Source organism: Paenibacillus tyrphae (assembly GCF_024158745.1).
Lineage (GTDB): Bacteria > Bacillota > Bacilli > Paenibacillales > NBRC-103111 > Paenibacillus_G > Paenibacillus_G tyrfis_A.
Map to the genome: position 1 here is coordinate 19,516 of NZ_JAMZAW010000023.1, position 23,570 is coordinate 43,085.

The window sequence follows — 23,570 nt, forward strand, 5'->3', positions numbered from 1 at the left end:
CCTTTTGTTAAAGGCTTATATTACTTCTGACCGATGCTTTTGGAATATTCGCGAACGACGTCGAATTTCTTGTCGTCGGATTTCACGTAGCCGCGGTGGGAGTATACATCGAAAATGATGCTTCCGCCTTCCGGATCTTTGCCGATATCGATGAACGCTTGAGCGATTTTGTCTCTCCATTCTTGATCCATATCTTTGCGAACGGCGATCGTATCGTTCGGAATCGGAGCTGTAAAAGCGACCACTTTCGTTTTCTCGAAAATGTCCGGAATGTCTTTCTTCACCGTATTACGCGCGTCTTGGAACACAGCCGCTGCATCCACTTGTCCGTTCATCACGGCCAGAATGCCTTTGTCGTGACCTTTTACTTCGATGCCCGTTACGTCTTTCTCCGGATCGACGCCGGCTTTTTTCATTTCGTTGGCCGGCCATACGAAGCCTGCGGAGGACGTTACGCCCTGCCAAGCGATTTTTTTGCCTTTCAGGTCTTTCAATTCTTTGATCGGGGAATCCGCTTTAACGATAATCATAGCTTTGTAGAAGTCGACCAGATCTTTCGTATCGGCGCCCGTTTTTTCGTCTACGCCGTAACGTTGAGCTTGCAGCAGCAGGTCTGCGGCTTTTTTCTCGTCATGCGCCAGGACATAAGCGTTCGGAGGCAGGAAGCCGATATCGACTTGCTTGGAAGCCATCGCTTCGATAACGGTGTTATAGTTGGTCGAGACGGATACTTTGACCGGAATGCCGAGCTTGTCGCCAAGCAGCTTCTCCAGCGGCTTCGCCTTCGCTTCCAGCGTCTCCGCGCTTTGGGAAGGAACGAATTGCACTTTCAATTCTTTAGGCGTATAGCCTTTCGCCGCAGACGCTTCTTGCTTTTTGTCGGAAGGAGCAGGGGCTGCCGGTGTTTTGTTCTCTGTTTTGGTGCCGCAACCTGCTGCAATCCCGGCGGAAAGCACCAGGGATAAACTGACTGCTGCAAACTTTTTAAACATTGAATTGACCTCCTGTTAACTTGTTGGATCAAAATCCATTTCTTACTATACCACAGAATAGTACGACCCATAGTAAATTTTTTGTGAAAGAGCCCTAAAAATGTCGAAAATTATTTTTGAATCCCGATGCATGGTTCTCGGGCGCTAAATTTGATATAGTGGATTCAATTCATGGAAAAACGGAGTTGAATGCAAGGTGGTTCAAAAGCTGACATTAACGATCCTGGAAACAAGCGACCTTCACGGATCGCTGCTTCCGATTCAGTATGCCAACAACAGCGCAACGGAAACGGGATTGGCCAAAATCGCATCGATCATTCGCAAGGAGCGCCAAAAGGGCGGGCCGCTGCTGCTCATCGATAACGGGGATTTGATTCAAGGGACGCCGCTGGCGTATCATCACGCCAAACTGAACGTCGGGGAGCCGAATCCAATGATTCAGTGCTTGAATGAGCTCGGGTACGACGCGGCCGTCATCGGGAATCACGAATTCAACTATGGGATGGAGTTACTGCGCAAAGCGGTCGGGGAATCGAGCTTTCCTTGGCTCAGCGCCAATATCGTCGATGAGGCGACTGGCGAACCGTTTTTCGGCAAGCCCTATCTGGTGAAGACGCTCGAGCAGGGGCTCAAAATCGGCGTGCTGGGGCTGACGACGCCTTACATCCCGCATTGGGAGAAGCCCGAGCATATCGCGGGCCTGCGGTTTGAGGATGCCGTAGAGACGGCCAAGCGGTGGGTGAAGCATTTGCGCGAGCAAGAGGGAGCGGACGTCGTGATCGTCTCTTATCACGGAGGGTTCGAGAGGCATTTGGAATCCGGCGAGCCGACGGAGCCGTTGACGGGAGAAAATCAAGGCTATGCGCTCTGCCGCGAGGTGGAAGGCATCGACGTGCTGCTCACGGGTCACCAGCACCGTTCGATTAGTGGAACGAACATCAACGGGGTGACGGTCGTGCAGCCTGGCAGCGCAGGCGCCTGGCTCGGCAAAGTCACGCTGACGCTGGGCTTGGAAGCGGGAAGCTGGCGCGTTCTGGAAGCCGCGTCCGAGCTGGTGTCCCCGCAGGGTGAAGCGCCCGATTCTGCGGTGCTGGGGATCGTGGAGCCGCATGAACGCCTTGCACAGGTATGGCTCGATCAGCCGATCGGGCGTCTGCTTGGCGACATGCGCGTCACCGATCCGATGCAGGTCCGGTTGAAGGAGCATCCGCTCATCGAGTTTATCAATCGGGTGCAGATGGAATTGTCGGGGGCCCCGATCTCGAACACTGCGCTGTTCGACAACATCTCGCCGGGATTTCCGGAGCATATTACGATGCGGGACATTGTCTCCAATTATATTTATCCGAACACGCTGCAGGTCATCCGGGTGTCGGGGCAGGATATCCGCGCCGCCCTGGAGCGCTCGGCCTCGTATTTTGCCCAATATGACGGAAACGGCCCGGTGCAAGTGAGTGCGGAATTCAGCGATCCGAAGCCGCAGCATTACAATTACGATATGTGGGAAGGCATCGAATACCGGATCAACATTTCTCGTCCGGTAGGACAGCGGATCGTCGACCTGCGGTATAACGGCAAGCCGGTCGACCCGGATGCGGAATACGACGTCGTCATGAACAATTACCGGGCGGCGGGCGGCGGAAACTACCCGATGTTCCAAGGGAAACCGGTTGTGAAGGACATTCCGACCGATATGGCGGAGCTGCTGGCCGGCTATATTATGGAGCGGGGAACGATTGAAGCGTCGCTGAACCGGAATTGGGAAGTGGTTTGGGACTAAAATCATTAGCTATATGGATAAAAAGAAGACTGCGGTTCTGTGAACTATGCGTTCACAGGCCGCAGTCTTTTTATATGATGTCCGGAGGTTGTCTGATGTCAGTTCGCGGCGCTTTGAGGCTGTGAAGCATTGGCAACCGACGGTTTCCGCCGAAGGTTGAACACCAGATTCAGCACGATCGCGGTAAAGCTGCCTGCGACAATGCCGTTGCCGGTCAAAATTTGCACGGCTTGCGGCAGTTGGTTGAACAGCGTCGGAACGACCGTCACGCCAAGGCCCATGCCGACGGAGCAAGCGATGATCAGAAGGTTCTCATGGTTGTTCAGATCGACCTGTGAGCCGAGCATGCGGATTCCGGAAGAGACGACCATACCGAACATGGCTACGGTCGCGCCGCCGAGCACGGGAGTCGGGATCAGCGTAGTCAGCGCCGCAACTTTCGGGATCAGGCCAAGGACGATCAAGATGCCGCCCGCGGTCATGATCACGTCGCGCGTCCGGACGCCGCTCATTTGGATAAGCCCGACGTTCTGCGAGTAGGTTGTATACGGAAAGGCGTTGAACAAGCCGCCGAGAATGATCGCGAGACCTTCCGCGCGGTAGCCGCGGGTCAAATCCTCGGAGCGGATGTCGCGGTCGCATATTTTGCCGAGAGCCAGAAAGACCCCGGTCGACTCCACCAAGCTGACCGCAGCGACCAGAATCATCGTCAGCACAGAGGTGATTTCAAACGTCGGCATGCCGAAGTAAAGCGGGTGCACCATATGAAACCAGGAAGCTTCATGGAACGGAGCGAAGCTGACTTTACCGAGCAGCGCCGCGACAAGCGTCCCGACAATCAACCCTAGCAGAATCGAGATCGCCCGCCAAAAGCCGGTGAAAAAGCGGTTCATGGCGATAATCAACGTGAGCACACCGAACGAAAGCAGCAGGTTGACCGGTGCGCCGAAATTCGGGTTGCCGACCCCGCCGCCCATATCGTTCAGCGCTACGGGAATGAGCGTGAGCCCGATGATCGTGACGACCGAACCGGTCACGACCGGAGGGAAGAAACGGATCAGCTTGCCGAACAGCCCGGCAAAGATGACGACGAACAAGCCCGCGGCCAAGATGGCGCCGTAGACGGTCGAGATGCCGTGCTGGCTGCCGATGGCGATCATCGGGCCGACGGCCGTAAACGTACAGCCGAGCACGACCGGCAGGCCGATGCCGAAGAACCGGTTGCTCCAAACTTGAAGCAGGGTCGCGACACCGCAGGTTAACAGGTCGATCGAGACCAGGTAGGCGAGCTGCTCCGGCGACAGCTTTAGCGCGCTGCCGACAATCAGCGGCACGATAACGGCGCCGGCGTACATGGCGAGCACGTGCTGCAGGCCGAGCGAAAACCGTCTCATCGGCGGCTGGTTGGTTGATTTTGCATTCATAGACACAGGAAGGATCCCTCCGGGAATGGATTATTGGGCGTGGTTTTATACCGGATTCGTCTGCGGCTCAGGCTTGTCCGCGAACGTAACCCGTCCGTCCGCCAACGAAGCGACGGGCGCGAGCGACTCTACGCGATAGCCTGCGTCCAGAAGCTTCCGGCCCCCGGGCTGGAAAGCCTTCTCGATCACGATGCCGATCCCTGCTACCGTAGCGCCCGCTTTCTCGGCAATCCGGGCCAACCCGAACGCCGCTTCGCCGTTGGCGAGGAAATCGTCGATCAGCAGCACCCGGTCGCCGGGCGACAAAAACTTTTTGGAGACGGATACTTCGCTTTCTTCCTGCTTGGTGAAGGAATATACCTTCTCCGTAAGCAGATCGTCCCGAAGCGTCAGCGATTTGCGCTTGCGCGCGAAAATGAGCGGCACGCCGAGCTGCAGCGCCGTCATGACGGCGGGAGCGATCCCGGACGATTCGATGGTCAGCACCTTCGTAATGCGTTCGCCGGCGAAACGGGCGGCAAATTCTTTGCCGATCTCCATCATAAGGACAGGATCGACCTGATGGTTCAGAAACGAGTCGACCTTAAGTACCTGATCTCCGAGCACGATTCCTTCCTGCAGCACTTTGTTTTTAAGCAGTTCCATTACTTTTTCCTCCCGAACGTTAACAAGATCCTAAGCCCGATAAACACAAAAAGCCCGATTCGTCCGTTTCTGCATAAGAGAAACGGGCAATCGAGCGATACGCAAAAGCAAGAAAAGGCGCAAAACGGTCGGCCGGGCTGCAAGCAGCGGCGGTCTTCCTTTCTGCGTCCGTATGTGTACCGCCCGTAGTCCTGCCGTTGCGGAGGCAGGGTAGAGACTCGCAGGCCGATTCATCCTGCAATTATACGAGCTTTTTTATATTCGTTTCCGGTGCTTTACTGTATGCCATTATATACGATGCGGGCGGTTTGCGCCAGTTCAAAATACGGGAAACGGCGTTTTCCCGGCATAAGCTTCCGTGAGGCGCAGCAGCAGACAGGATAAGGATAAAATCGTTATAAAAGTTTTCCACCTTGCGGCACCGCAGCCGATTATGAGTTAATAGGAGATGTAGCCGGCCAGCTGACGCTTAAGGAAAGGAGTGATCAGAAACAATGATTACGGTATCCGAGGTGGTCTTCGCGTAAGCGGAGACGCCAGTCAAGGGGGGCCTTCGGGCCCCTTATATATTCGCGGATGGACAATACAAGAATCGATGGGTTATAATGTAAGAGTAATTCCGTGTCTTCAAAAAATTTCAGGTGAAAGGAGTGTCGTGCAATGGTAGACACAATGAACAAAGGAAAAGGGTTTGCTAACAAGTGAATAAGCATTTTTCTCCTTCACCGTCACCTGAACCGTCATTGAATGATACATGACATATAGAGGCATTCAGGCACGATATGGCGATCGTGTTTTTTTGTTGATAAGGAACTTATAAGTTAACGCAACTTATAGCTTCGCATCAACCTTGATAAACGCGCTTATCCTTAATGATGACAAGGACGGCGTAGACGTTTATCCTGAATTTCATGCCCCTAATGCTTGCGACGTCAGTTTTGCTCCGGCAAAACTCAGAGGAGGTGTAAAGATGAAAATGCTTATAACTTTCGAGGCTTTGGCCAACATGGCACGAAAGGAGGCTTTCATCGGTGGGGTACAAGAATGGGAAGGATATTTTGCCGCCTAGCCTGCTCAAGCAGCTGCAGGACTATATTCAAGGCGAAATCATTTATATACCGAAAAAAGAACAGACCCGCGCAGGCTGGGGTGAGAACAACGGCACCCGGCAGTCGATTATGCGTCGGAATTTCGAGATTTTCAGGCTGTATGAGAACGGACATACAGTCACCGAGCTGATCCGTCAGTTTCATCTGTCGGAGGACAGCATTCGTAAAATCATCGTGAAAACCCGCGGGCTAAATTCGCGGCAGCAGGAAACGGCGTCCACCAGGCACTAGCCGGAAGGATAGCGAACATAATCGCAAACGGAACAAGCCAGAAGTGGACGCTTTTGGCTTTTTTCTATTGTCTTGATTCTCCGCGCGACAGCGGCGTGAGCTTGTTGAGAAACCCGTTTAGCGTATAAAATTCTCAGCATACGCCGGTGGGGTATATCCCTCCAGCCGCTCTTGAAACCCGTGAACTTGATTAAAATTAGCGGTATTTTCACGGGTTTTAAAGGCGGACGTAAACTCTTACGGGATATACCCCACCTCTATTTGTCTAAGATTTTCTACTCTAGGGTTTCTCAACACTCTGACGCCGCTTCCTGCAGCGGCGTGTTTGTCTTCGGTCCCTTATTGTTCCGGCTGTCCGGAAGCTTTGCGCAGCTCGTTGGCCAACCGGTTAAACTCTTTACGCGCCTGATCCGAATCGGTGCAAAAATAAGCCGCCGACAAAAAGCGGATGATCTTGTTCGCATCTTCGGGACTAAGCATGGCGCATTCCCCCCTTCCCCCCGCAGACTTTGTCTTATGGACAATTTATGCCGGTCCGCTTTTTTCGGACACGGCATGCATTCAAAGATAGGGCAAATCACCCGATTCCCCAAGCTTGGCTTATGGTATGATAGAAGAAAATGGAATTTCCACCAGCCGGCAACCGTCATCAGGGAAACCATTCGCCGGTTGGCTTGAAGGAGGGAACCGATCTGATCCGGGTTTTCGTCTATGGAACGCTGTTGGTCGGCGAATCGAACCATCACGTGGTCGCGCCTTATGTGCTCTCGGTCCGACCCGGACGGGTGCACGGCGCATTGTTCGATGCGGGGGCTTATCCCGGACTCGTCCTGTCGGGCTGCGGCGGCGAGACGGGCATCGAAGGCGAATGGCTGGTCGTGACGCAGGTAGGTCTGAATCGGATGGATGAACTGGAGGAGTACTACGGACCCGGCGCGCGGAACGATTATGAACGCGTCTGGGTGCGCGACAGCCGGCGGGAAGAGTGCGAGGGGTGGATCTACGTGTGGAAGGAGCCGCGGGGATATCCGCGCATTGCAGGAGGATCCTGGCGCGAATATGCCCACAGGAAGCAAGAGCTTGGCAGCATGCCTTGAAGCTTGCCTCAATCAGGCGCGTCTGGCGTACGGTCTCCAATCCTCCCGTTCCGACTTCTTGACGATTTCCGTCATTCGCAGAACGACATGATGCGACTGTTCCTCGCCGATTGCACTGATCAACTGCTCATACGAAATATTGTCCTGAACCAGGCTTCGGGTGACCGAGCTGTCTTTGTACCACGCCTCGGTAATGGCAAACGAGCCTTCTTTTTTCAGCCAAACCTCATGATAGTAATGCTCTTGTTCGCTTTTGGGCTGGAGTGTCAAATAAAACGCTTGCATCGGCATGCGCGGGTCAGACAAGCGCTGGCTAACCAAGGACCCGGACGAAACGGGTTGGCCGAACGAAACGTACATGGATACTTTTTTGATCAGATGGTCCACGGGATTCATTTTGTCCTTCCTTTCAGCTAGGAAAAAGTGCTCGGAAAAAGTAAAGTTTTCATCAAAATTTTGTAGTATGTTTATCGTATCATAGTCCTTTTGGTTTATGAAATGGTGCTTTAGAACTATATACGATTGAAAAGTTCCCTGTAACCCTACGACAATCATCCGTGCTATAATGATTCCATAGAGCATGCACCATGAAGGAGCGTTCGACGGCTTATGACACCTTATAAAATTTTATTGGCCGATGACGAAGCGGCCTTGCGGTTCTTGTTAACGGAAACGTTGGCCGAGGAAGGATACGAGCTTACCGAAGCGGAGGACGGGGCGCAGGCGCTCGCCTATTTGCAGGAGCAGCCATTCGACTTAATTATTCTGGACTATATGATGCCCGAACGCACCGGAGTGGAAGTTTGCGAATGGCTGCGCGGCCATGCGAATCCGAATGCGGATACGCCGGTCATTCTTTTGACGGCCAAAGCGCTGGACAAAGACCGGGAACGTGCCAAGGCGGCGGGCGTTACGCAATATATCGTCAAACCGTTCAGTCCGCTGCAACTGCTGGATACCGTGGAAGAGCTGATCCGGCGCGATGCGCGTTAACCGATAAATTAATACCGGAGACGGGAAGTGAAGGCTTTGCATCAAACACCCTCTGACGACCGGATGAAACGAGAGGCCCGGCTGCTGAAGGAAGGCCGGAAAAAATATATTCGCGAGCTGAACAAGCAGCTGCAGCAGCTGCGGCATTGGACCGGGGATGCGGAGCCGGAGGATGCGTCCGAGACAGCCCTCCGGTTTTACCGTATCGTACACACGCTGAAAGGCAGCGCGCCGATGTTCGGTTTTATGCGCATCGGGGCGCTCGCCGAGAAATTGGTCGAGCACTGGGAATGGTCGCAGAACGAGGAAGCTGTGACGGAACCGTCGGTTCGGGCGCGGTTTCGGCGGTGTTCGCAGGCTTCCCTTGCGCTGGTGCTCGAATTGGAATTGGAGATCGATACAACTGCACGAGAGCTGGAGCTGGACGAGCAGCAGGAGCAACTGCAGCGCACCTTCACGCCTCCGCAGGGCGAACGGCTGCTTGTGATCGACGATGACGAAGTGCTGCGGGCTTATCTGGTCCGGCGTCTGAAGCTGGACGGCTACGAGGTGGATGAGGCTGCGGACGTCATATCGGCGCAGCGGCTGATCCGGGAGCGTTCGTACGACTTGATTTCGCTCGATCTCATGATGCATCCTGACAGCGGCTACGAGCTGTTCGAATTTTTGAAAGAAGACCCGAATTTGAAGCTCGTGCCCTTGATCGTGCTGTCCGGGCGCAGCGACGTGTATGACAAGGTCCGCTGCTTCTACTTGGGCGCGGATGACTATGTGGTCAAGCCGTTTCAATACGAAGAGCTGGCCGCCCGCATCTACAGCCTGCTCAAGCGGACCAAAACGTTCGAACAAATGGCATTCCGCGACCCGTTGACAGGAGTATACAACCGGCGGTATTTCGACCATCAAATTCAAGTGGAGCTGCAGCGCGTCGCACGGTACCCCGGGACGATCTCGATGGTATTCATCGATATCGACCGGTTCAAATCGATCAACGATACGTATGGGCATCCGGTCGGGGATTTGGTGCTGCAAGGCCTCGCCTATTTGCTGCAGACGAATCTGCGCGCCACGGATCTGATCGCCCGCTTCGGAGGCGAGGAATTCGTGGTAGTGCTGCCCGGTACGTCCGCCGCCGACGCCAAAAAGACGATCGAAGGCATCCTGAGGCTGACGCATCAAGGACCCGTCGCGCAAAACGAGGGCCAGTCGTTTCACATTACGTTCTCGGCCGGCGTGTCCGAGTGGCAGCCTGACCTTACGCTGAGCGAGTGGATCCGACGGGCGGACGATGCGATGTACGAGGCTAAACAAAGCGGCCGTAACCGGGTGATGCTGTATACCGGCGACGCTGCCGGCACGGAGACGGACGAGGCGGCACGCAAGACGGTGCTGATTGCCGACGACGACAATATTTTGCGCTCGATTCTCATGGCGAAGTTCAAGCACCTCCCGATCGATTTCAAGGAGGCGGCCGACGGGGAAGAGGCTTATTTGGAGCTGCTCGGCAGCACGATCGATCTGTGTATTCTCGACGGCGTGATGCCGCGTCTCGACGGGTACGGTGTGCTTGAGCGGATGAGGGAGCGCGGCACGCGGCCGACCCATACGAAAATGCTCGTTCTTTCGGGGCGCAGCCGGGAGGAGGATACGAGCCGGGGGATGCAGCTTGGAGCGAACGCTTATATGCATAAACCGTTTTCCATGGTTGAGTTGGAGCTCAAGGTGAAGGAACTGCTGGATTTAAGCTGAGGCCGTGACGACGACTTGTCACGGTTTTTTCATTTTTACCTATAAAAAATAGGACTTCCGACCGATATAATATGTGATAAAGAGTATAGCTTCGACCTTAGTGAATAGGATGTGAGCTTTTTGTTATCCACGAAGCCCGATGTGTTGGCGATTAAAAACCGGATGACCTTGCCGGTGACGTTCGGAACGTACTTGTTGGCCGTGTTTGCATGCGCTTTATTTCGATGGGTGCATGTCTTTAAATCGGAGCACGACCTGCTGGCTTACGAGGTGCTGCTTAATGTGTTTTTGGGGGCTCCGCTGATTCTGTTAGTCGTCGCTGCGCTGTTATTTTGGAAGGGGCATCATCGTTACGTTCCGCTGTTCAATGCGCTGTCCATGACATTCACGAGTATGGCGATGATCGTCGGATCGGGCGGGATGGTGGAATTTTATTTCTCGATCTTCATGGTTATCGCCTTGATGGCCTTCTATGAAGATACGAAGCTGATTTGGCTTATGACGGCTTTGTTCGCCCTGCAGTACATCGCCGCCTACTGGCTGTATTCGGAGCTTGTGTTCGGCAAGGACGGGTACGGATTCGAAATGCTGGCGATTCATGCCGTGTTCCTTCTGCTGACAGCAGGAACAACCGTATGGCAAATCACGAAGAAAAAGGAAACCGTGGCGATGCTCGAAGCGGACAAGCATGAGAAGCAGAAGCTGCTCGGCAACATTCTAAACAAACTGACGGACAGCTCGGAGCAGCTCGTCGATTATGTGGGACGGCTCAATGAGAACACCGAGCAAACGCTGCTGGCGAACCGCCGGATCATGACCTCCATGGAAAACATGGCGTCGGGAACGGAAGAGCAGGCGCAGACCAGCAAAGACAGCGCGCGTGCGATGGAAGAGATGTCGATCGGCATACAGCGCGTAGCCGAATCGTCGGCAACCGTCTCGGAGGCGTCGATGAGCATGGTGGAGGAAGCGGAGAAAGGCAACGATACGATCGGTCATGCGGTATCGCAGCTTGGCGCTTTGAAAAGCTCCTCGACGGAAGTGTCTGCGGCTCTACAGCGCCTAGAGAAGCAGTCCGTCGAAATCGGAGAGATCGCTACGCTTATTTCCGGGGTAGCTTCTCAAACAAACCTGCTTGCGCTGAATGCAGCGATTGAAGCGGCCCGGGCAGGAGAGCACGGAGCGGGCTTTGCCGTGGTAGCGCGCGAGGTCCGGAAGCTCGCGGAGCAAGCCGAAGCGTCGGCGGGTGAAATCACGCAGCTGATCGAAGAGATTCAGCAGGCGACGGTATCGGCCGTATCGGTGATGCGCGCAAGCGCCGGTCAGGTGGAAACGAGCCATACGGCGGTGAACGAGGCCGGGGATGTATTCCGGCTCATTGTCGACGAAGCGAAAAAAGTATGCGATCAAATCCAGGATATTTCGGCCGCTGCCCAGCAAATGTCGGCAGGGTCGGAGCAGGTGACGGCGGCCTTGAACGAGGTGGCGCGCATTTCCGACGACAGTGCGGCGGGAGCGAATCATGTGCTCTCCTCGTCGCAGGAGCAACTGTCGGCGATGGAGTCGATCACCGCTTCAACGGAAGGGCTAACGCAGCTCGCGAAGGAGCTGGAGACGATCTGCCACGAGCTGCAGACGGAACGGAAAAAGCATATGTCTTCTTTATAAAGCAAACGATTACACGAAAAAGCATCCCGCTTCGCAGCCGTGAAGGCAAAGGAAGCGGGATGCTTTTGTTAATCGTTAAGCGCGTTGGGAATCCGGCTTACAGGTCGTCCCAGTTCAGGTTGGACGATTTGCTGTAGTTGGTCACCTTTTGCTCGAAAAAGTCCGTCTTCATGCTGTTCATGTTGCTGAACGTCTCGACCCATTTCATCGGATGCTCGACAACTTCGGGGTACAAAATTTCCAGGCCCAGCTTGCGCAGGCGTTCGTTGGACAAATATTTGATGTACTGGTCGATGATATCGTTGCTCAGGCCGTGAATGTTGTTGTTCGTGATGTATTGGCCCCATTCGATCTCGTGCTGGACGGCCGTCTTCATCATTTGGCGCAGGTCTTCAATCAGCTCGTCGGTGAACAGCTCCGGATTTTCCTTGCGGATTTCGCGGAAGATGTTCTGGAACAGCGCCAGATGCGTCAGCTCGTCGCGCTGAATGTACTTGATCTCCGAGACGGTGCCGAGCATCTTGCCTTGGCGTCCAAGTGCATAGAAGAAGCTGAAGCCGCTGTAAAAATAAATGCCTTCGAGAATGTAGTTGGCCATGATGGTGCGCATCAGGTTTTCCGTGGAAGGCGTTTCGATGAACCTTTCGTACAGGTCGGTGATGAACCGGTTGCGGCGCAGCAGATGCTTGTCCTCGCGCCATTGGTTATAGATGTCGTCGCGCACTTCCGCCGAGCAGACGCTATCGAGGATGTACGAATAGCTCTGGCTGTGCACGGCTTCCTGAAACGTCTGCACCGTCAGGCAGAGATTAACTTCCGGAGCGGTGATGTACTCGTTGATGTTCGGCAGGTTGGCCGTTTGCAGCGAATCGAGAAAGATCAGGAAGCTGATGATTTTGTCGTAGCTTTGGCGTTCCACGGGCGACAGGAATTTGTAGTCCTTCGCGTCCTGCGCGAGCGGGATTTCTTCGGGAATCCAGAAGTTGTTCATCATCGTGCGGTACATCTTGGTTGCCCAGTCGTATTTGACGTTGTTCAGCTCGATCAGGTTCGTCGTGTTGCCGCCGATCATGCGGCGCTTGCCCCAATCCCGGTCGCCGTGCTCGTTAAACAGCTTTTTCTTTTGAAGCTCCATAAGTGATTTCTACCCCCTAAAATGAAAATGACCCTCCTAAATCCTCCCTAGTAGGGAGGACCCCATGGGGCGCCGGCCCCCTGGACCCCGGAAAGGGTCGGTTGAGTGAAGTTGTGCATATGAGAGACGGTTGACAGTGGATCGCTTTCGTACATAAGACTCTTTGCAAATGCAAAGAGTCTTATGTACACGCTTTACGTTTAGAGCGTTGGAGTTCATTGGGCGGCGCGCTTCGCTGCCGCCCGCGAACTCCGGGTTTTTTCGTTGGGGAGGGGCGCTCAAGCGCGCCCGGCCCTAACGGATTAGGATACAGAAAATCTTCATCTACGCGCTGCAGCTTACGCAATCCTCGACTTCGAGGCTTTTGTTGCGGCAGTAGTAGACGGTTTTCAGGCCATGCTTCCAAGCGGCCATGTACATTTCAAGAAACTCGCGGGCGGACAGCTCCGGCGTGATGTACAGGTTGAACGATTGCGATTGGTCGATATGGCGCTGACGGGCGCCCGCAGCGCGGATGCTCCAGTGCTGGTCGATCCGGTGCGCTTCCTTGTAGAACCACATCGTTTCCGGGTTCAGGTTCGGCGCGGTTTGCGGGATGACGGCGTTCTTCTTCTCTTCGACGAAAAACTTGTTGAAGATCGGATCGATCCCGGCCGTCGAGCCGGCGATGAGCGAGGTGGATGCCGTCGGCGCGATGGCGAACATCCAGCCGTTGCGGACGCCGTGTTTCGCGACCTGCTCCTTCAATTCGAGCCATTCCGGGCTGTTGTAGCCGCGGGCTTCGAAGTATTCGCCGGTCTGCCATTCGCTGCCCTCGAATACGGGGTAGGCGCCTTTTTCTTTGGCGATTTCCATCGACGCTTTGATGGCGTAATAGTTCATCCACTCGTATACTTCGTCGGCTTTCTGCACGTGCTCGTCGGATTCCCATTGAATTTTGAGCTGAGCCAGCATTTGATGGTACCCGCTGGAGCCGAGGCCGACGGCGCGGTACTTTTTATTCGTAATTTCCGCTTGCGGAATCGGATAGTAGTTCAGGTCGATGACGTTGTCCATCATCCGCATCTGTGTCGTGACGACGCGCTCGATGTCTTCTTTCGTATAGACGCGGCCGAGGTTGGTCGACGACAAGTTGCAGACGACGAAATCGCCGCTTTTCACCTTGGTCGTAATGATGCCGTCCTCGTGCTCCGTCTGGATCATCTCGGTGGCACTCATATTTTGGCAAATTTCGGTACACAGGTTCGAGCAGTAAATCATGCCTTTGTGCTTGTTCGGGTTGGCGCGGTTCACCGTATCGCGGAAGAACACGAACGGCGTGCCGGTTTCGAACGAGCTGGTCAGGATGCGCTTCATAATATCGATGGCCGGAATTTCGTCCTTCGAAATTTTGTCGTCGTTCACGCAATCCCAGTAGCGGCTTTCGAATTCCTCGCCCCACGAATCTTCGATGGAGTAGCCTTTGATCTTGCGCACTTCGTGCGGATCGAACAAGTACCACGTGCCGCGTTCCTCGACCGTTTTCATGAACAGATCGGGGATGCAGACGCCCGGGAAAATGTCGTGGGCTTTCATCCGGTCGTCGCCGTTGTTCGTCTTGAGGTTCAGGAAGTCCAAAATATCCTTATGCCACACGTCAAGGTAGACGGCGACGGCTCCGGAACGGACGCCCAATTGGTCGACGGCGATGGCCGTATTGTTGTAGTTTTTGATCCAAGGCACGACGCCGCCGGCGACACCTTTGAATCCGCGGATGTTGGAGCCGCGGCTGCGCACTTTGCCGACATAGATGCCCATGCCGCCGCCGTGCTTGGATACCTGCGCGAAGCTTTGGTCTACGTTGTAGATACCCCACAGATTGTCCGGGACCGTATCGATAAAACAGCTGGAGAGCTGATGCAGCGGCTTACGGGCGTTCGCCAGCGTCGGCGTCGCTACCGTCATCTCCAGATTGCTGAGCACGTCGTAGAACTGCTTCGCCCAACGCAGCTTATCCGTTTCCTTCATGGCCAGGTGCATCGCAACGCCCATGAACAGCTCCTGCGGCAGCTCCAGCACTTCTTTGTCCAGTCCCTTGATCAAATAGCGGTCGGCGAGCGTTTTGAGGCCGATGTAGTTCAGCAGGTAATCGCGCTCCGGCTTGATGTAAGTGCCGAGCTCCTGGATTTCTTCCCGGCTGTAATGCTCCAGAATGTATTTGCCGTACAAGCCCATATCGGTCAAATAGGTGATCAGCGAATACAGATCGCCGTAGCCGAAATGGCCGTACTTACGGTTTAAACGGGCTTCCTTATAAAGATCGTAGGAAAGCAGCTTGGCGGCGACGTACTGCCAGTTCGGCTGCTCGACGCTTGTTTTTTCCACGGCAACCTGAATGAGCAGGCGCTGGATTTCCTTGGTTGTAATCCCGTTGCGGAATAAGGGGAGCAGAGCGGTTTCCAGCTCCAGCGGATCGCATTCCGGATAAGTTTCGCACGCGAAGTCGATGACTTTTTTCATTTTTGCGAACACGAGTTCTTCCTTCGTGCCGTCCCGTTTTACGATGATCATGCATTCAGCTCCTTTGGAATGTTCAAAGAAAAAAGCATGCCGCCGCCTTGCAGGCAGACGCATGCCGCTAACGCTTCATACGAAGCGTCAAATGTTTGGTAACGGGCAGGGTTCCCGCTTCTGAAGCGTCTTCCTGTCGTTCTGCCGGTTCGCTGCCGATCAGGCCTGACGAACCGTGCGGGTGCGGCTTCATTATCATAGCGATACCCTAACGAGTTTCCACAATATGTCGTAGTTGTTGATTCTTACACCTACAATATGTAGTTGTTTTCGCGAAGCAATATCATGAATTTACCGCATCGCCGCTTCTCTGTCAATCTATTATTTCGGCCGAGAATCGCCAATTAATTAGGACAAAATCGCGAAAAAACGCCGAATTTGGTTTGTTATTGCGTTTTATGCTACATTTACTATGGGCTATGGGAAACCTGCCTTTTTTTGCGATAAAAATTGAGGTCATGGGATGATGACACCGGGTCTCCGGTGAACGATAGGAGGAGAATCAAATGGAATGGAGAGGGAATTGGGGAGAGACGTACAGGAGGCTTGTCTTATGGCTGCTGATCGTCGGGTTCGGCTTTATGTACCTGTTCGGGTCTGCGGCCCCGGCCGGAGCGCACGCCTCCCTCGTGCAGACGGTTCCGGCAAACGGTGCGGAGTTGGAGCAGCCGCCGGAGCAGGTGGTCTTGACGTTTAACGAGCGTCTGGAGGAAGGGCTGTACTATTTAAGGGTCTACGACGGCAGCAAGCGCAAGGTGACGGACAAAGCGGCCGTGATGAACGATACCCGCACGACCTTGACCCTAGACCTGCCGGGACTCACCAAAGGCATCTATGTGGTGACTTATCACGTCATCTCGGCGGACGGGCATCCCGTGGACGGCACTTATTTGTTTGCGGTCGGCCAAAGTCTGGACCAGCCGTCGGGCGTCAGCGGCAGCGCGCCTGCGATTGAGCATCTGCACCGCCACGACGGTCCGATGAGTACGTTTGGAGTGAAGGATGTACTGCAGTTCGGCTCGCGCATTTTGTTTTATTTGGCTTTGCTTGGTTTCACGGGCTGGCTGCTCTGGCTGCGCTGGTTTGCTCCCGGAGAAAAAACAGATCCGTCCCGCGTCCGGCTAAGGCAGTGGGCGGAACGGCTGCAGCAGCTCTATTTGATCGCATATATTTTGTTCATGTGGGCGCATATGGGCGATCTGATCGGCGACGGGGGAGCGGAAGGTCTGATCCGTTTGTTCACCCAAACGACGGTCGGCTACGCCTGGCTCGGAGGGCTGCTGCTGGCGCTGCTGTCCTTTGTCGTGCTGTACCGCAGCGTCTTTCTCGACTATATCTGGCTTGCGCTCGTCTGGTTCGCCAAAAGCCTGCTCGGGCATGCGGCCGCTTTCGAACCGAAAAGCGAAACGCTCGTGCTGGACTGGCTTCATCTGGCCGCCTCTTCGGTATGGGTCGGAGGTCTGCTGATGCTGCTCGTCTTGTGGCGTACGGATAAGGAACTGGGCAAACGGTTCCTTCCGCGCTTCTCTACGGCGGCGCTGGTTAGCATCTTGCTGCTGACCGTCTCCGGCGTGCTGACCGTGTTCATTTTTCTCCCGGACGTACGGTATATCGTGGAGACCGGGTGGGGCAAGCTGCTTCTGGCGAAGACCGGGCTTGTACTGTTGGTCGTCGTGACCGCGGCGCTGATCCGCTTCTTGTTCCGCAAAAGCAGCGAACGGAGTGCAGGCCGCCTGCTTGGAGTCGATGCCGTGCTGATGACGCTTGTTGTTGGCGTCGTCGGCGTATTTACTTATTTAACCCCGCTTCCGGCCAATGAACCGATGAACTGGCATGTGATGGGCGAGAAGATCCATATGACCGCGCAGGTCAGTCCGAACGTGCCGGGCGTCAACGATTTTGCCGTAAAAGTGTGGCTTCCCGAAAAGCTCGGCAAACCGAAGCAGGTGATCATGAAGCTGCAGGCGACGGACAATCCGGAAATTGCGCCGCTCGTGGTGCCTGTCGAATATACGGAGGATGTGAGCTTCGAGGAGTCGTTCGGGTTAAAAAGATATACGTATAAAACGCGCGGAGCTTATTTGCCTTATCCCGGCCATTGGAAGCTGGAAGTACGGGTTCTTGACAGCAATGACGACGAAACGGTATATGAACATACGTTCCGTGTGTATTGATCGTAATTTCGCCAAAGATTATGTTGGGTTTTATCGTTTTATGTCGATGAATATGGGTCTTTATGACTAAGTCCTCTTGTTCTTTTGGTTCTGGGGAATTAGAATAAAAGAAAACCCTTCATAAGAGGAAGCAGAGGATCGACATGGCAAAAAAACGGAGTCCTGTAGGTTCGGGTCTGCTGCGGGAATGGCGGCATAAACTGTACCGGCACGCTGCGCTTCTGCATCTGGGGTGCGTCATGGCCGGTGCGGAAATCGTACTGCTTTCGCTCAAACAGTTGCTTGGCGTACCTAATGACCCGTTGGACTTCATGACATCGGGCTTGACCGTGCTGTTGGTCCCACCGATCCTTAATGCGGCCGTTCGGAAAAACAGCACCAAGCCGATTCGGGCGCTGGCCCCGGCCGTCGTGATTATGGCGTTCGCAGAGATAGTGGAATTGGCGGTGCGCTATGCGTCATGGCAAACTGTCGACTTGATGAGAACAACGGCCGATCTGGCGGGTCTCGGTCTGCTCACGACACCGATCCTTTACTTCATGCTGACGGATATGCGCAACCGGGAGTTTACGGTACGCCAGCTTACGTACCTCGCCTATCACGATATGCTGACCGGGCTGCCGAACCGCCAGAAGTTCCAGCAAACCGTCGGTATGTCGATCCGGAAGGCCAAGCTGTCGGGGCGCAAGCTGTCCGTCATGTTCATCGATCTGGACCGGTTTAAGAACGTCAACGATACGTTTGGCCATGCGTTCGGCGATCTCCTGTTGACGGAAGCCGCGGAACGGCTCAAAAGCGGACTGCAGGCAGGCGATTGCGTGTCGCGGCAGGGCGGAGACGAATTCACTGTACTGATCAAGGATACGTCACAGCCGCAAGATGCCGAGAAGGTGGCGCAGAAAATCATTCATCTGCTCAGCCAGCCGTTTGCTATAGACGGCCACGAGCTTCGTGTGGGCTGTAGTATCGGAATCGCAATGTATCCACAGGACGGGGAAGATCCCATTACGCTCATGAAAAATGCCGATACGGCCATGTACCGGGCCAAGGAGCTCGGGAAAAACGGCTACCAGTTCTACAAGGCCGAGATGAACGATACGGTCATCCAGAAGCTGGTGATGGAAGAGTGGCTGAACAAAGCGCTGGAGCAGGAGGAGTTCGTCCTGTATTACCAGCCGCAGGTCGATATTTTCACGGCCCGCATGAACGGAATGGAAGCGCTGATCCGTTGGAATCATCCGAGGCTCGGTTTTATCTCGCCGGGTGAATTTATTCCGCTGGCCGAAGAGACGGGATTGATTATTCCGATCGGTCAATGGGTGCTGCGCACGGCCTGTAAGCAGAACAAGGCATGGCAGCTCGCCGGGTTTCCGCCGCTGAAGATGGCGGTGAACATCTCTCCGATTCAGTTTCACCAGCACGATTTTGTCCAGGTCGTTCTCGATGCGCTGCAGGAAAGCGGGCTGGAGCCGCGGTATTTGGAGCTGGAAATTACCGAAGGCATTGCGATGTACCACGTGGATCAAGTCATTCAAAAGCTGCAAACCTTGCGCGAGCTCGGCGTACATATCTCGATGGACGATTTCGGCACCGGTTATTCGTCCCTCAATTATCTCAAGAAGTTTCCAATCGACAAGCTCAAAATTGCGCAGCAGTTCGTCCGCGACATTACGATCGATCCCGACGACGCTGCCATCGTCCAGGCGATTATGGCCATGGCGCTCAGCTTGAAGCTGAACGTGATTGCCGAAGGGGTCGAGACGGAGGAGCAGCTCTCCTTCCTGCTCGATATCAAATGCAGGGAAATTCAAGGCTATATTTACAGCAAGCCTGTTCCGGCAAACGAATTTACCGATCTGATGCTGCGGCCTCCCGCTTGACGGAAACAAAGAAGCGTTCCAGCCTCGTCCAATGCGAGGGCCGGAACGCTTCTTTGTTGTTTGGCTGCAAGAGGGGTCTTGGCTTCCTTCCTGGAGGCATGGTAGCGACCGGCTCGGATGCTTAGGCGTTTGTTTCTTTCCAAGCCTGCGGGTGACCGTCACCGACATACTTCGCGGCAGCGGCGTTGGCGATGACCTGCTGGCGGCTTTTGCAGCCCGGGATCACCGCGCTGACCGCAGGATGCTTCAGGCACCAAGCCAGCGCCCAAGTTGCCATGTCCATGCCTTCCGGTACCTCGTGCTCGCGGATGCGCTTCACTTCCTCCAGCTTCAGCCGCGTTTGCTCCGGGTCATGCCGATGGCGGACGTCGTTCTCCGCGAACGAGGCGCCGGGATTGTATTTGCCGCTCAGATAGCCGCTGGCCAGCGGCACGCGCGCCAGCACGCCGAGTCCTTGGCGCTCGCAGGACGGGAAGACCCGCTCCTCCGGCTTGCGGTCGAGCCGGTTGTAAACGACTTGAATCACCTTCGAATTCACGCGTTCGGAGGCGTCCGTTTGATGGAGGTTATCGTTGCTGCCGATGGACGTGCCGAGATGCCGTATTTTTCCCGCCTGTACTTGTTTATCCAGCAAGGTCCACAGCTCGTCCTGATCGAAGGCTTCGTCTGTGCCCGAATGAAACTGATAAAGATCTATGTAGTCCGTCCGGAGCGCTTTGAGCGAGGCATCGAGCTGTGCCAGCACTGCTTGCGGCGACCATTCCTGACTCCGGTCCAGATGGGCATGAAATTGATGCCCGAACTTGGTGGCAATGACCCAATCATCACGCCGTCCCCGGGAAATGTAGCTGCCGATGAGCGATTCGGACGTATGGTCCCCGTAGCATTCCGCAGTGTCGATCAGGTTGATGCCGCACGCCTTGGCTTCGTCCAAAATTGCATCCGCTTCCTCCTGGGTAAACGGCTTGCCCCATTCTCCGCCGAACTGCCACGTGCCGACGCCGATGACGGATACCTTCATGTTTGTTTTGCCCAGCTTCCGGTATTTCATCGATAATCCCTCCTCGAGCAAATGATTTTGTGCGCTCCCTCCTGATTTTACCTAATTCGCTAGCTTGCTTCAAATGTACGGCGAAGGGCGGGCCGATTTCTAATTTTAAGGTTATTTTAATACTCTTTTCCTTCGTATCCGGTATAGTTAAGAGAAACGACGTTGAGAAGGCGAGGGAGAAGCTCTTGAACCGAATGATGCGATGGGCGAAGGAATGGGTAGCGCCGCTTGGCTTGGCTGTGATCATCAGCTTTTCGTTCAACACATACGTGGCGCAGGGGATGAAGGTGCCGACCGGTTCGATGCTGCCGACCATTCAGCTCGACGATAAAGTGTTTGTGGAAAAGATGGTCGCGCTGACCGATTTTAAGTTCGGCGATATCGTCGTCTTTTATCCGCCGCTCAAGGGAGAAGAAGACAAGCGCTACATCAAACGGCTGATCGGACTGCCGGGCGATACGATTGAAGTGAAGGACGGCGCGTTGTACCGCAATGGCGAGAAGGTTGACGAGCCTTATGTGAAGGAGCCGATGAAATACCAGTTCGGCCCGGTTCAAGTGCCGGAAGGGAAATATTTGTTCCTTGGCGATAACCGCAACGACAGTCTGGATTCGCATCTGTGGCCGACGCCGTTTGTGGACAAAAGCAAGCTCGTCGGCAAGGCGCTGTTCCGTTATTATCCGTTCGATCAGATCGGGGAGATTAAGTAGCGGGCCACCTCTGGACAAAACGATAGGGAACGCTTATAATAAATAAGCGCAACCCCTTTTCGCGCGGGTGTAGTTCAATGGTAGAACTCCAGCTTCCCAAGCTGGTGGCGTGGGTTCGATTCCCATCACCCGCTTACATTGGTTATAGGATAGACCGCAGCCTTTATCGAGGCCGGTCTATTTTTTTTGCTTAATTTCCAGAAAACAATTGCTTCCTCAAGCCGACGCATTTATAATAAACTCTACACATTTAACATACATATGAGTATAAAAAGTATATTTATTATGCGGGGGATTGCGCTTGAACCGATCATTATACGCTTTATTGGTCAGCCAAACGGCAACCAATCTCGCATTTGCGCTTTATACGATGGTTGTGGTCATGCATCTTTATGCGCAGACCAGTTCGACGGCGTTGTCCGCTGCCGTGACGCTAATCAGCGCAATTTCGCGAATTGTCAGCGGCGTTGTTTTACCGTCGTTTTCTGACCGTTTTCGGCTTCCCGTGCTGCTGATCTTTTCGCAAACGACGCAGCTGGTCGTTCTCCTGTGTCTTGCGCTGATGCTGACTCAGGACGTTTCGGCTTCGAGCTTGATTGTCATGATGGTGCTGCTCGCGATCATTTCTTTTTTTAACGGCTGGTTCTCGCCTGTGAAAAGCTCGTTGCTTCGGGCCGTCGTACCCGAGGAGGAGCGGGTGAGAGCGATCGGCTTGCTATCGACAGTGGATCAAACGTTCCAATTTGCCGGGTGGACTCTGGGTGGCGTACTGCTGACGGTTTTGGGCCAAGGGGCTGCGCTTGGGATTACTTTTGCTCTGCTCGTCATATCGATCGGATGCATGTTCCTGTTGAAGCGGCACGGCAAGCAGCATAAACCGGCAGGGCTTCGAACGGGACAAGGATTCGTGGCCGGACTGACGGCAGGCTGGAAAATTCTTTACAGGCATGAAGGACTGCGCGTGCTCGTCATGATGGATCTGATCGAATCTTGGGTTGGCACGATCTGGATCGGAGCCGTCACGTTAACTTTTGTCAAAGAGGCTTTGCACGAAGGTGAAGCCTGGTGGGGATATATTAACGGCGGCTACTATTTAGGTACTATCGTCGGGGGCTTGATCGTCCTTCGGCTTTCCCGCCGGATGCAAGGAAAGCTGACCGTGAGTATGCTGCTGGGAGCGTCTCTGTTCGGTGTACTGACGCTGCTGTACGGGTTCGTATCGAACAGCATGCTGGCGCTGCTGCTCGTCCTGTTGATGGGGCCGGCTTATCAAATCCGCGATCTGGCGCAAGAGTCGATGATTCAAAATAGCTCGGACGAGCATACCTTGCTTAAAGTGGCGGCAGCCCGGTCTACCTTGGTCCAGCTCATCTCGATGTTATCCATTGCCGTGATCGGAATCGTAACAGACGTTGTAGGCGTTCGTCTGGTTTACATCGTCTCCGGCTGCGTGCTGCTCGTGTCATCCGCGTACGGTTTCGTGCAGCTGCAGCTTCAGAAAAAAGGGGCTTTGCTGGAGCGCGAACACCTGTAGCACCCCGTCTCAATCGTTGGCCTGCTCCTCGTATTGCGGGAACAGCAGCTTGAGCATCCCCAGAATACGCTGCCGGTCTTGATCGGTGAGCAGGTGGCCGTTGTAGTGAAGGCCGCTCACATATTGGAGTGACTTGCCGATATCGTACAGATGCTCGAGCGTCTGGGTATCGGTTTTTTCGGTGCCCGCTCCTGTCGTTCGGAATTGCTCCGCCATGTTTTCCAATTGGCCGATGAGCTTGTAAATCTCAACCTTCGGCGGATCTTGCTGAAGCAAAGCTTGCAGCGTGTCCGGCGTAATCTTAAAATCGTCGCCGAAAAACGGGCGATATTCCTGTTCCAATCGTTTGATGGCCGCCCGGGGAATGACGGGAAGGGCTTGAACGATCCCGTCGAGGTCGATACCGAGAATATGGAGCAGGTCTTGGAACGCCTGCCGGTACTTGTGGGTATCGGCAAGCTTCCGATAGCCAGCCGCCGCCATCAGATCGGCATACTCGACGCCCAGCGGTTCGACCAACTTCTCCAGCAGTTCGGGCGAGGGCATGTTTTTTTTCTTGCCCGTTTCGATCTGAGACAAATAAGGGTTGGAGTAACCGATCCGATCGCCCAATTGGGTAAGTGTCAGTCCTTTGGCTTCTCTTAGGCTTTTTAAATAGGCTCCGAACTGCTGAACGTTCATCCGCGCACATCCTTTCTTGTTCTTCTATTATACACATTTACTTGTTATTAGTAAATATCATCGGAAATATTGTTGCTAATAGCAAGAATATGTGATAATGTTACTAACACAAAACAAGAAAAGATGAACAGCAGCCCGCGGTTGCTTGTCCACTGCAAGAATAACCA

20 protein-coding genes, 1 tRNA gene and 1 riboswitch are annotated in these 23,570 nt (G+C 54.3%); of the genes, 11 read left to right on the forward strand and 10 right to left on the reverse strand.

Annotated features, from left to right (window positions below; genetic code table 11):
* Nucleotides 1-20: 20 nt before the first annotated feature.
* Entirely contained in the window at nucleotides 21-992 is a 972-nt protein-coding gene (locus NI000_RS28045; RefSeq protein WP_253414661.1) for a phosphate/phosphite/phosphonate ABC transporter substrate-binding protein, read from the reverse strand.
* A gap of 196 nt (nucleotides 993-1,188) precedes the next feature.
* Here NI000_RS28045 and NI000_RS28050 point away from each other — a divergent pair, with 196 nt between their 5' ends.
* Entirely contained in the window at nucleotides 1,189-2,772 is a 1,584-nt protein-coding gene (locus NI000_RS28050) for a bifunctional metallophosphatase/5'-nucleotidase (protein ID WP_253414662.1), read from the forward strand.
* Between the two features lie 98 nt (nucleotides 2,773-2,870).
* Here NI000_RS28050 and NI000_RS28055 read toward each other — a convergent pair whose 3' ends face one another.
* Both NI000_RS28055 and NI000_RS28060 read right to left on the reverse strand, forming a co-directional pair.
* A complete protein-coding gene (locus NI000_RS28055; protein ID WP_301292736.1) occupies nucleotides 2,871-4,196 on the reverse strand; it encodes a nucleobase:cation symporter-2 family protein in 1,326 nt (441 codons plus the stop codon).
* 45 nt (nucleotides 4,197-4,241) lie between these two features.
* Nucleotides 4,242-4,841 (reverse strand): xanthine phosphoribosyltransferase, encoded by a 600-nt coding sequence (locus tag NI000_RS28060; RefSeq protein ID WP_253414663.1) that lies wholly within the window; start codon nucleotides 4,839-4,841, stop codon nucleotides 4,242-4,244.
* Between the two features lie 166 nt (nucleotides 4,842-5,007).
* A riboswitch (purine riboswitch) is annotated at nucleotides 5,008-5,110 on the reverse strand.
* Between the two features lie 762 nt (nucleotides 5,111-5,872).
* Between NI000_RS28060 and NI000_RS28065 the strand changes: the two genes are divergently transcribed.
* Nucleotides 5,873-6,181 carry a CD3324 family protein gene (locus NI000_RS28065; protein WP_253414664.1) on the forward strand — a complete coding sequence of 103 codons (309 nt, stop codon included), beginning with the start codon at nucleotides 5,873-5,875 and terminating at the stop codon, nucleotides 6,179-6,181.
* Nucleotides 6,182-6,520: 339 nt separating this feature from the next.
* On the opposite strand, the gene NI000_RS28070 is transcribed toward NI000_RS28065, so the two are convergent.
* Nucleotides 6,521-6,661, reverse strand: a complete 141-nt coding sequence (locus NI000_RS28070) for a hypothetical protein (RefSeq protein ID WP_036687748.1) — start codon at nucleotides 6,659-6,661, stop codon at nucleotides 6,521-6,523.
* A 194-nt stretch (nucleotides 6,662-6,855) separates the two neighbouring features.
* Between NI000_RS28070 and NI000_RS28075 the strand changes: the two genes are divergently transcribed.
* Complete coding sequence (locus tag NI000_RS28075) at nucleotides 6,856-7,278, forward strand: gamma-glutamylcyclotransferase family protein (RefSeq protein ID WP_375541012.1); 423 nt, start codon at nucleotides 6,856-6,858, stop codon at nucleotides 7,276-7,278.
* A 12-nt stretch (nucleotides 7,279-7,290) separates the two neighbouring features.
* On the opposite strand, the gene NI000_RS28080 is transcribed toward NI000_RS28075, so the two are convergent.
* The gene (locus tag NI000_RS28080) at nucleotides 7,291-7,674 is read right to left on the reverse strand and encodes a hypothetical protein (protein WP_253414665.1); all 384 of its coding nucleotides are present in this window, start codon (nucleotides 7,672-7,674) and stop codon (nucleotides 7,291-7,293) included.
* Between the two features lie 213 nt (nucleotides 7,675-7,887).
* Here NI000_RS28080 and NI000_RS28085 point away from each other — a divergent pair, with 213 nt between their 5' ends.
* From NI000_RS28085 to NI000_RS28095, 3 genes are all read left to right on the forward strand, one after another.
* Nucleotides 7,888-8,271 (forward strand): response regulator, encoded by a 384-nt coding sequence (locus NI000_RS28085; RefSeq protein WP_253414666.1) that lies wholly within the window; start codon nucleotides 7,888-7,890, stop codon nucleotides 8,269-8,271.
* A 63-nt stretch (nucleotides 8,272-8,334) separates the two neighbouring features.
* Complete coding sequence (locus tag NI000_RS28090; RefSeq protein WP_253414667.1) at nucleotides 8,335-10,020, forward strand: GGDEF domain-containing response regulator; 1,686 nt, start codon at nucleotides 8,335-8,337, stop codon at nucleotides 10,018-10,020.
* Nucleotides 10,021-10,131: 111 nt separating this feature from the next.
* On the forward strand, nucleotides 10,132-11,688 hold the full coding sequence (locus NI000_RS28095; RefSeq protein ID WP_253414668.1) for a methyl-accepting chemotaxis protein: 1,557 nt from the start codon (nucleotides 10,132-10,134) through the stop codon (nucleotides 11,686-11,688).
* A 97-nt stretch (nucleotides 11,689-11,785) separates the two neighbouring features.
* Here NI000_RS28095 and NI000_RS28100 read toward each other — a convergent pair whose 3' ends face one another.
* The 3 genes from NI000_RS28100 to NI000_RS36830 form a co-directional block, all read right to left on the reverse strand.
* Nucleotides 11,786-12,823: a ribonucleotide-diphosphate reductase subunit beta gene (locus tag NI000_RS28100; protein WP_010499619.1), complete on the reverse strand. Its 1,038-nt coding sequence runs from the start codon at nucleotides 12,821-12,823 to the stop codon at nucleotides 11,786-11,788.
* 324 nt (nucleotides 12,824-13,147) lie between these two features.
* Nucleotides 13,148-15,373: a ribonucleoside-diphosphate reductase subunit alpha gene (locus tag NI000_RS28105; RefSeq protein WP_253414669.1), complete on the reverse strand. Its 2,226-nt coding sequence runs from the start codon at nucleotides 15,371-15,373 to the stop codon at nucleotides 13,148-13,150.
* A 67-nt stretch (nucleotides 15,374-15,440) separates the two neighbouring features.
* Complete coding sequence (locus NI000_RS36830) at nucleotides 15,441-15,572, reverse strand: hypothetical protein (RefSeq protein ID WP_301292730.1); 132 nt, start codon at nucleotides 15,570-15,572, stop codon at nucleotides 15,441-15,443.
* Nucleotides 15,573-15,879: 307 nt separating this feature from the next.
* Here NI000_RS36830 and NI000_RS28110 point away from each other — a divergent pair, with 307 nt between their 5' ends.
* Nucleotides 15,880-17,547 carry a copper resistance CopC/CopD family protein gene (locus NI000_RS28110; protein ID WP_253414670.1) on the forward strand — a complete coding sequence of 556 codons (1,668 nt, stop codon included), beginning with the start codon at nucleotides 15,880-15,882 and terminating at the stop codon, nucleotides 17,545-17,547.
* A 143-nt stretch (nucleotides 17,548-17,690) separates the two neighbouring features.
* Nucleotides 17,691-19,427: a putative bifunctional diguanylate cyclase/phosphodiesterase gene (locus NI000_RS28115; protein WP_253414671.1), complete on the forward strand. Its 1,737-nt coding sequence runs from the start codon at nucleotides 17,691-17,693 to the stop codon at nucleotides 19,425-19,427.
* 121 nt (nucleotides 19,428-19,548) lie between these two features.
* Here NI000_RS28115 and NI000_RS28120 read toward each other — a convergent pair whose 3' ends face one another.
* Complete coding sequence (locus tag NI000_RS28120; protein WP_253414672.1) at nucleotides 19,549-20,478, reverse strand: aldo/keto reductase; 930 nt, start codon at nucleotides 20,476-20,478, stop codon at nucleotides 19,549-19,551.
* Nucleotides 20,479-20,672: 194 nt separating this feature from the next.
* On the opposite strand from NI000_RS28120, the gene lepB reads away from it, so the two are divergent.
* The 3 genes from lepB to NI000_RS28135 all read left to right on the forward strand — a co-directional run bounded on the left by lepB (nucleotide 20,673) and on the right by NI000_RS28135 (nucleotide 22,722).
* Nucleotides 20,673-21,188, forward strand: a complete 516-nt coding sequence (gene lepB / locus NI000_RS28125; protein WP_253414751.1) for a signal peptidase I — start codon at nucleotides 20,673-20,675, stop codon at nucleotides 21,186-21,188.
* A gap of 63 nt (nucleotides 21,189-21,251) precedes the next feature.
* A tRNA-Gly gene (locus NI000_RS28130) sits at nucleotides 21,252-21,322 on the forward strand.
* Between the two features lie 167 nt (nucleotides 21,323-21,489).
* Nucleotides 21,490-22,722: an MFS transporter gene (locus NI000_RS28135; RefSeq protein ID WP_253414673.1), complete on the forward strand. Its 1,233-nt coding sequence runs from the start codon at nucleotides 21,490-21,492 to the stop codon at nucleotides 22,720-22,722.
* A gap of 9 nt (nucleotides 22,723-22,731) precedes the next feature.
* Here the strand turns inward: NI000_RS28135 and NI000_RS28140 are convergent, their stop codons facing one another.
* Entirely contained in the window at nucleotides 22,732-23,403 is a 672-nt protein-coding gene (locus NI000_RS28140; RefSeq protein ID WP_253414674.1) for a helix-turn-helix domain-containing protein, read from the reverse strand.
* Nucleotides 23,404-23,570 lie beyond the last annotated feature (167 nt).

What these genes read in the sequence shown, in the direction of transcription:
- NI000_RS28045 (WP_253414661.1), bottom strand. Translation starts at nt 992, where the DNA reads ATGTTTAAAAAGTTTGCAGCAGTCAGTTTATCCCTGGTGCTTTCCGCC.
- NI000_RS28060 (WP_253414663.1), bottom strand. Translation starts at nt 4,841, where the DNA reads ATGGAACTGCTTAAAAACAAAGTGCTGCAGGAAGGAATCGTGCTCGGA.
- NI000_RS28070 (WP_036687748.1), bottom strand. Translation starts at nt 6,661, where the DNA reads ATGCTTAGTCCCGAAGATGCGAACAAGATCATCCGCTTTTTGTCGGCG.
- NI000_RS28055 (WP_301292736.1), bottom strand. Translation starts at nt 4,196, where the DNA reads ATGAATGCAAAATCAACCAACCAGCCGCCGATGAGACGGTTTTCGCTC.
- NI000_RS28120 (WP_253414672.1), bottom strand. Translation starts at nt 20,478, where the DNA reads ATGAAATACCGGAAGCTGGGCAAAACAAACATGAAGGTATCCGTCATC.
- NI000_RS36830 (WP_301292730.1), bottom strand. Translation starts at nt 15,572, where the DNA reads ATGATAATGAAGCCGCACCCGCACGGTTCGTCAGGCCTGATCGGCAGC.
- NI000_RS28085 (WP_253414666.1), top strand. Translation starts at nt 7,888, where the DNA reads ATGACACCTTATAAAATTTTATTGGCCGATGACGAAGCGGCCTTGCGG.
- NI000_RS28090 (WP_253414667.1), top strand. Translation starts at nt 8,335, where the DNA reads ATGAAACGAGAGGCCCGGCTGCTGAAGGAAGGCCGGAAAAAATATATT.
- NI000_RS28115 (WP_253414671.1), top strand. Translation starts at nt 17,691, where the DNA reads ATGGCAAAAAAACGGAGTCCTGTAGGTTCGGGTCTGCTGCGGGAATGG.
- NI000_RS28080 (WP_253414665.1), bottom strand. Translation starts at nt 7,674, where the DNA reads ATGAATCCCGTGGACCATCTGATCAAAAAAGTATCCATGTACGTTTCG.
- NI000_RS28110 (WP_253414670.1), top strand. Translation starts at nt 15,880, where the DNA reads ATGGAATGGAGAGGGAATTGGGGAGAGACGTACAGGAGGCTTGTCTTA.
- lepB (WP_253414751.1), top strand. Translation starts at nt 20,673, where the DNA reads ATGATGCGATGGGCGAAGGAATGGGTAGCGCCGCTTGGCTTGGCTGTG.
- NI000_RS28140 (WP_253414674.1), bottom strand. Translation starts at nt 23,403, where the DNA reads ATGAACGTTCAGCAGTTCGGAGCCTATTTAAAAAGCCTAAGAGAAGCC.
- NI000_RS28100 (WP_010499619.1), bottom strand. Translation starts at nt 12,823, where the DNA reads ATGGAGCTTCAAAAGAAAAAGCTGTTTAACGAGCACGGCGACCGGGAT.
- NI000_RS28105 (WP_253414669.1), bottom strand. Translation starts at nt 15,373, where the DNA reads ATGATCATCGTAAAACGGGACGGCACGAAGGAAGAACTCGTGTTCGCA.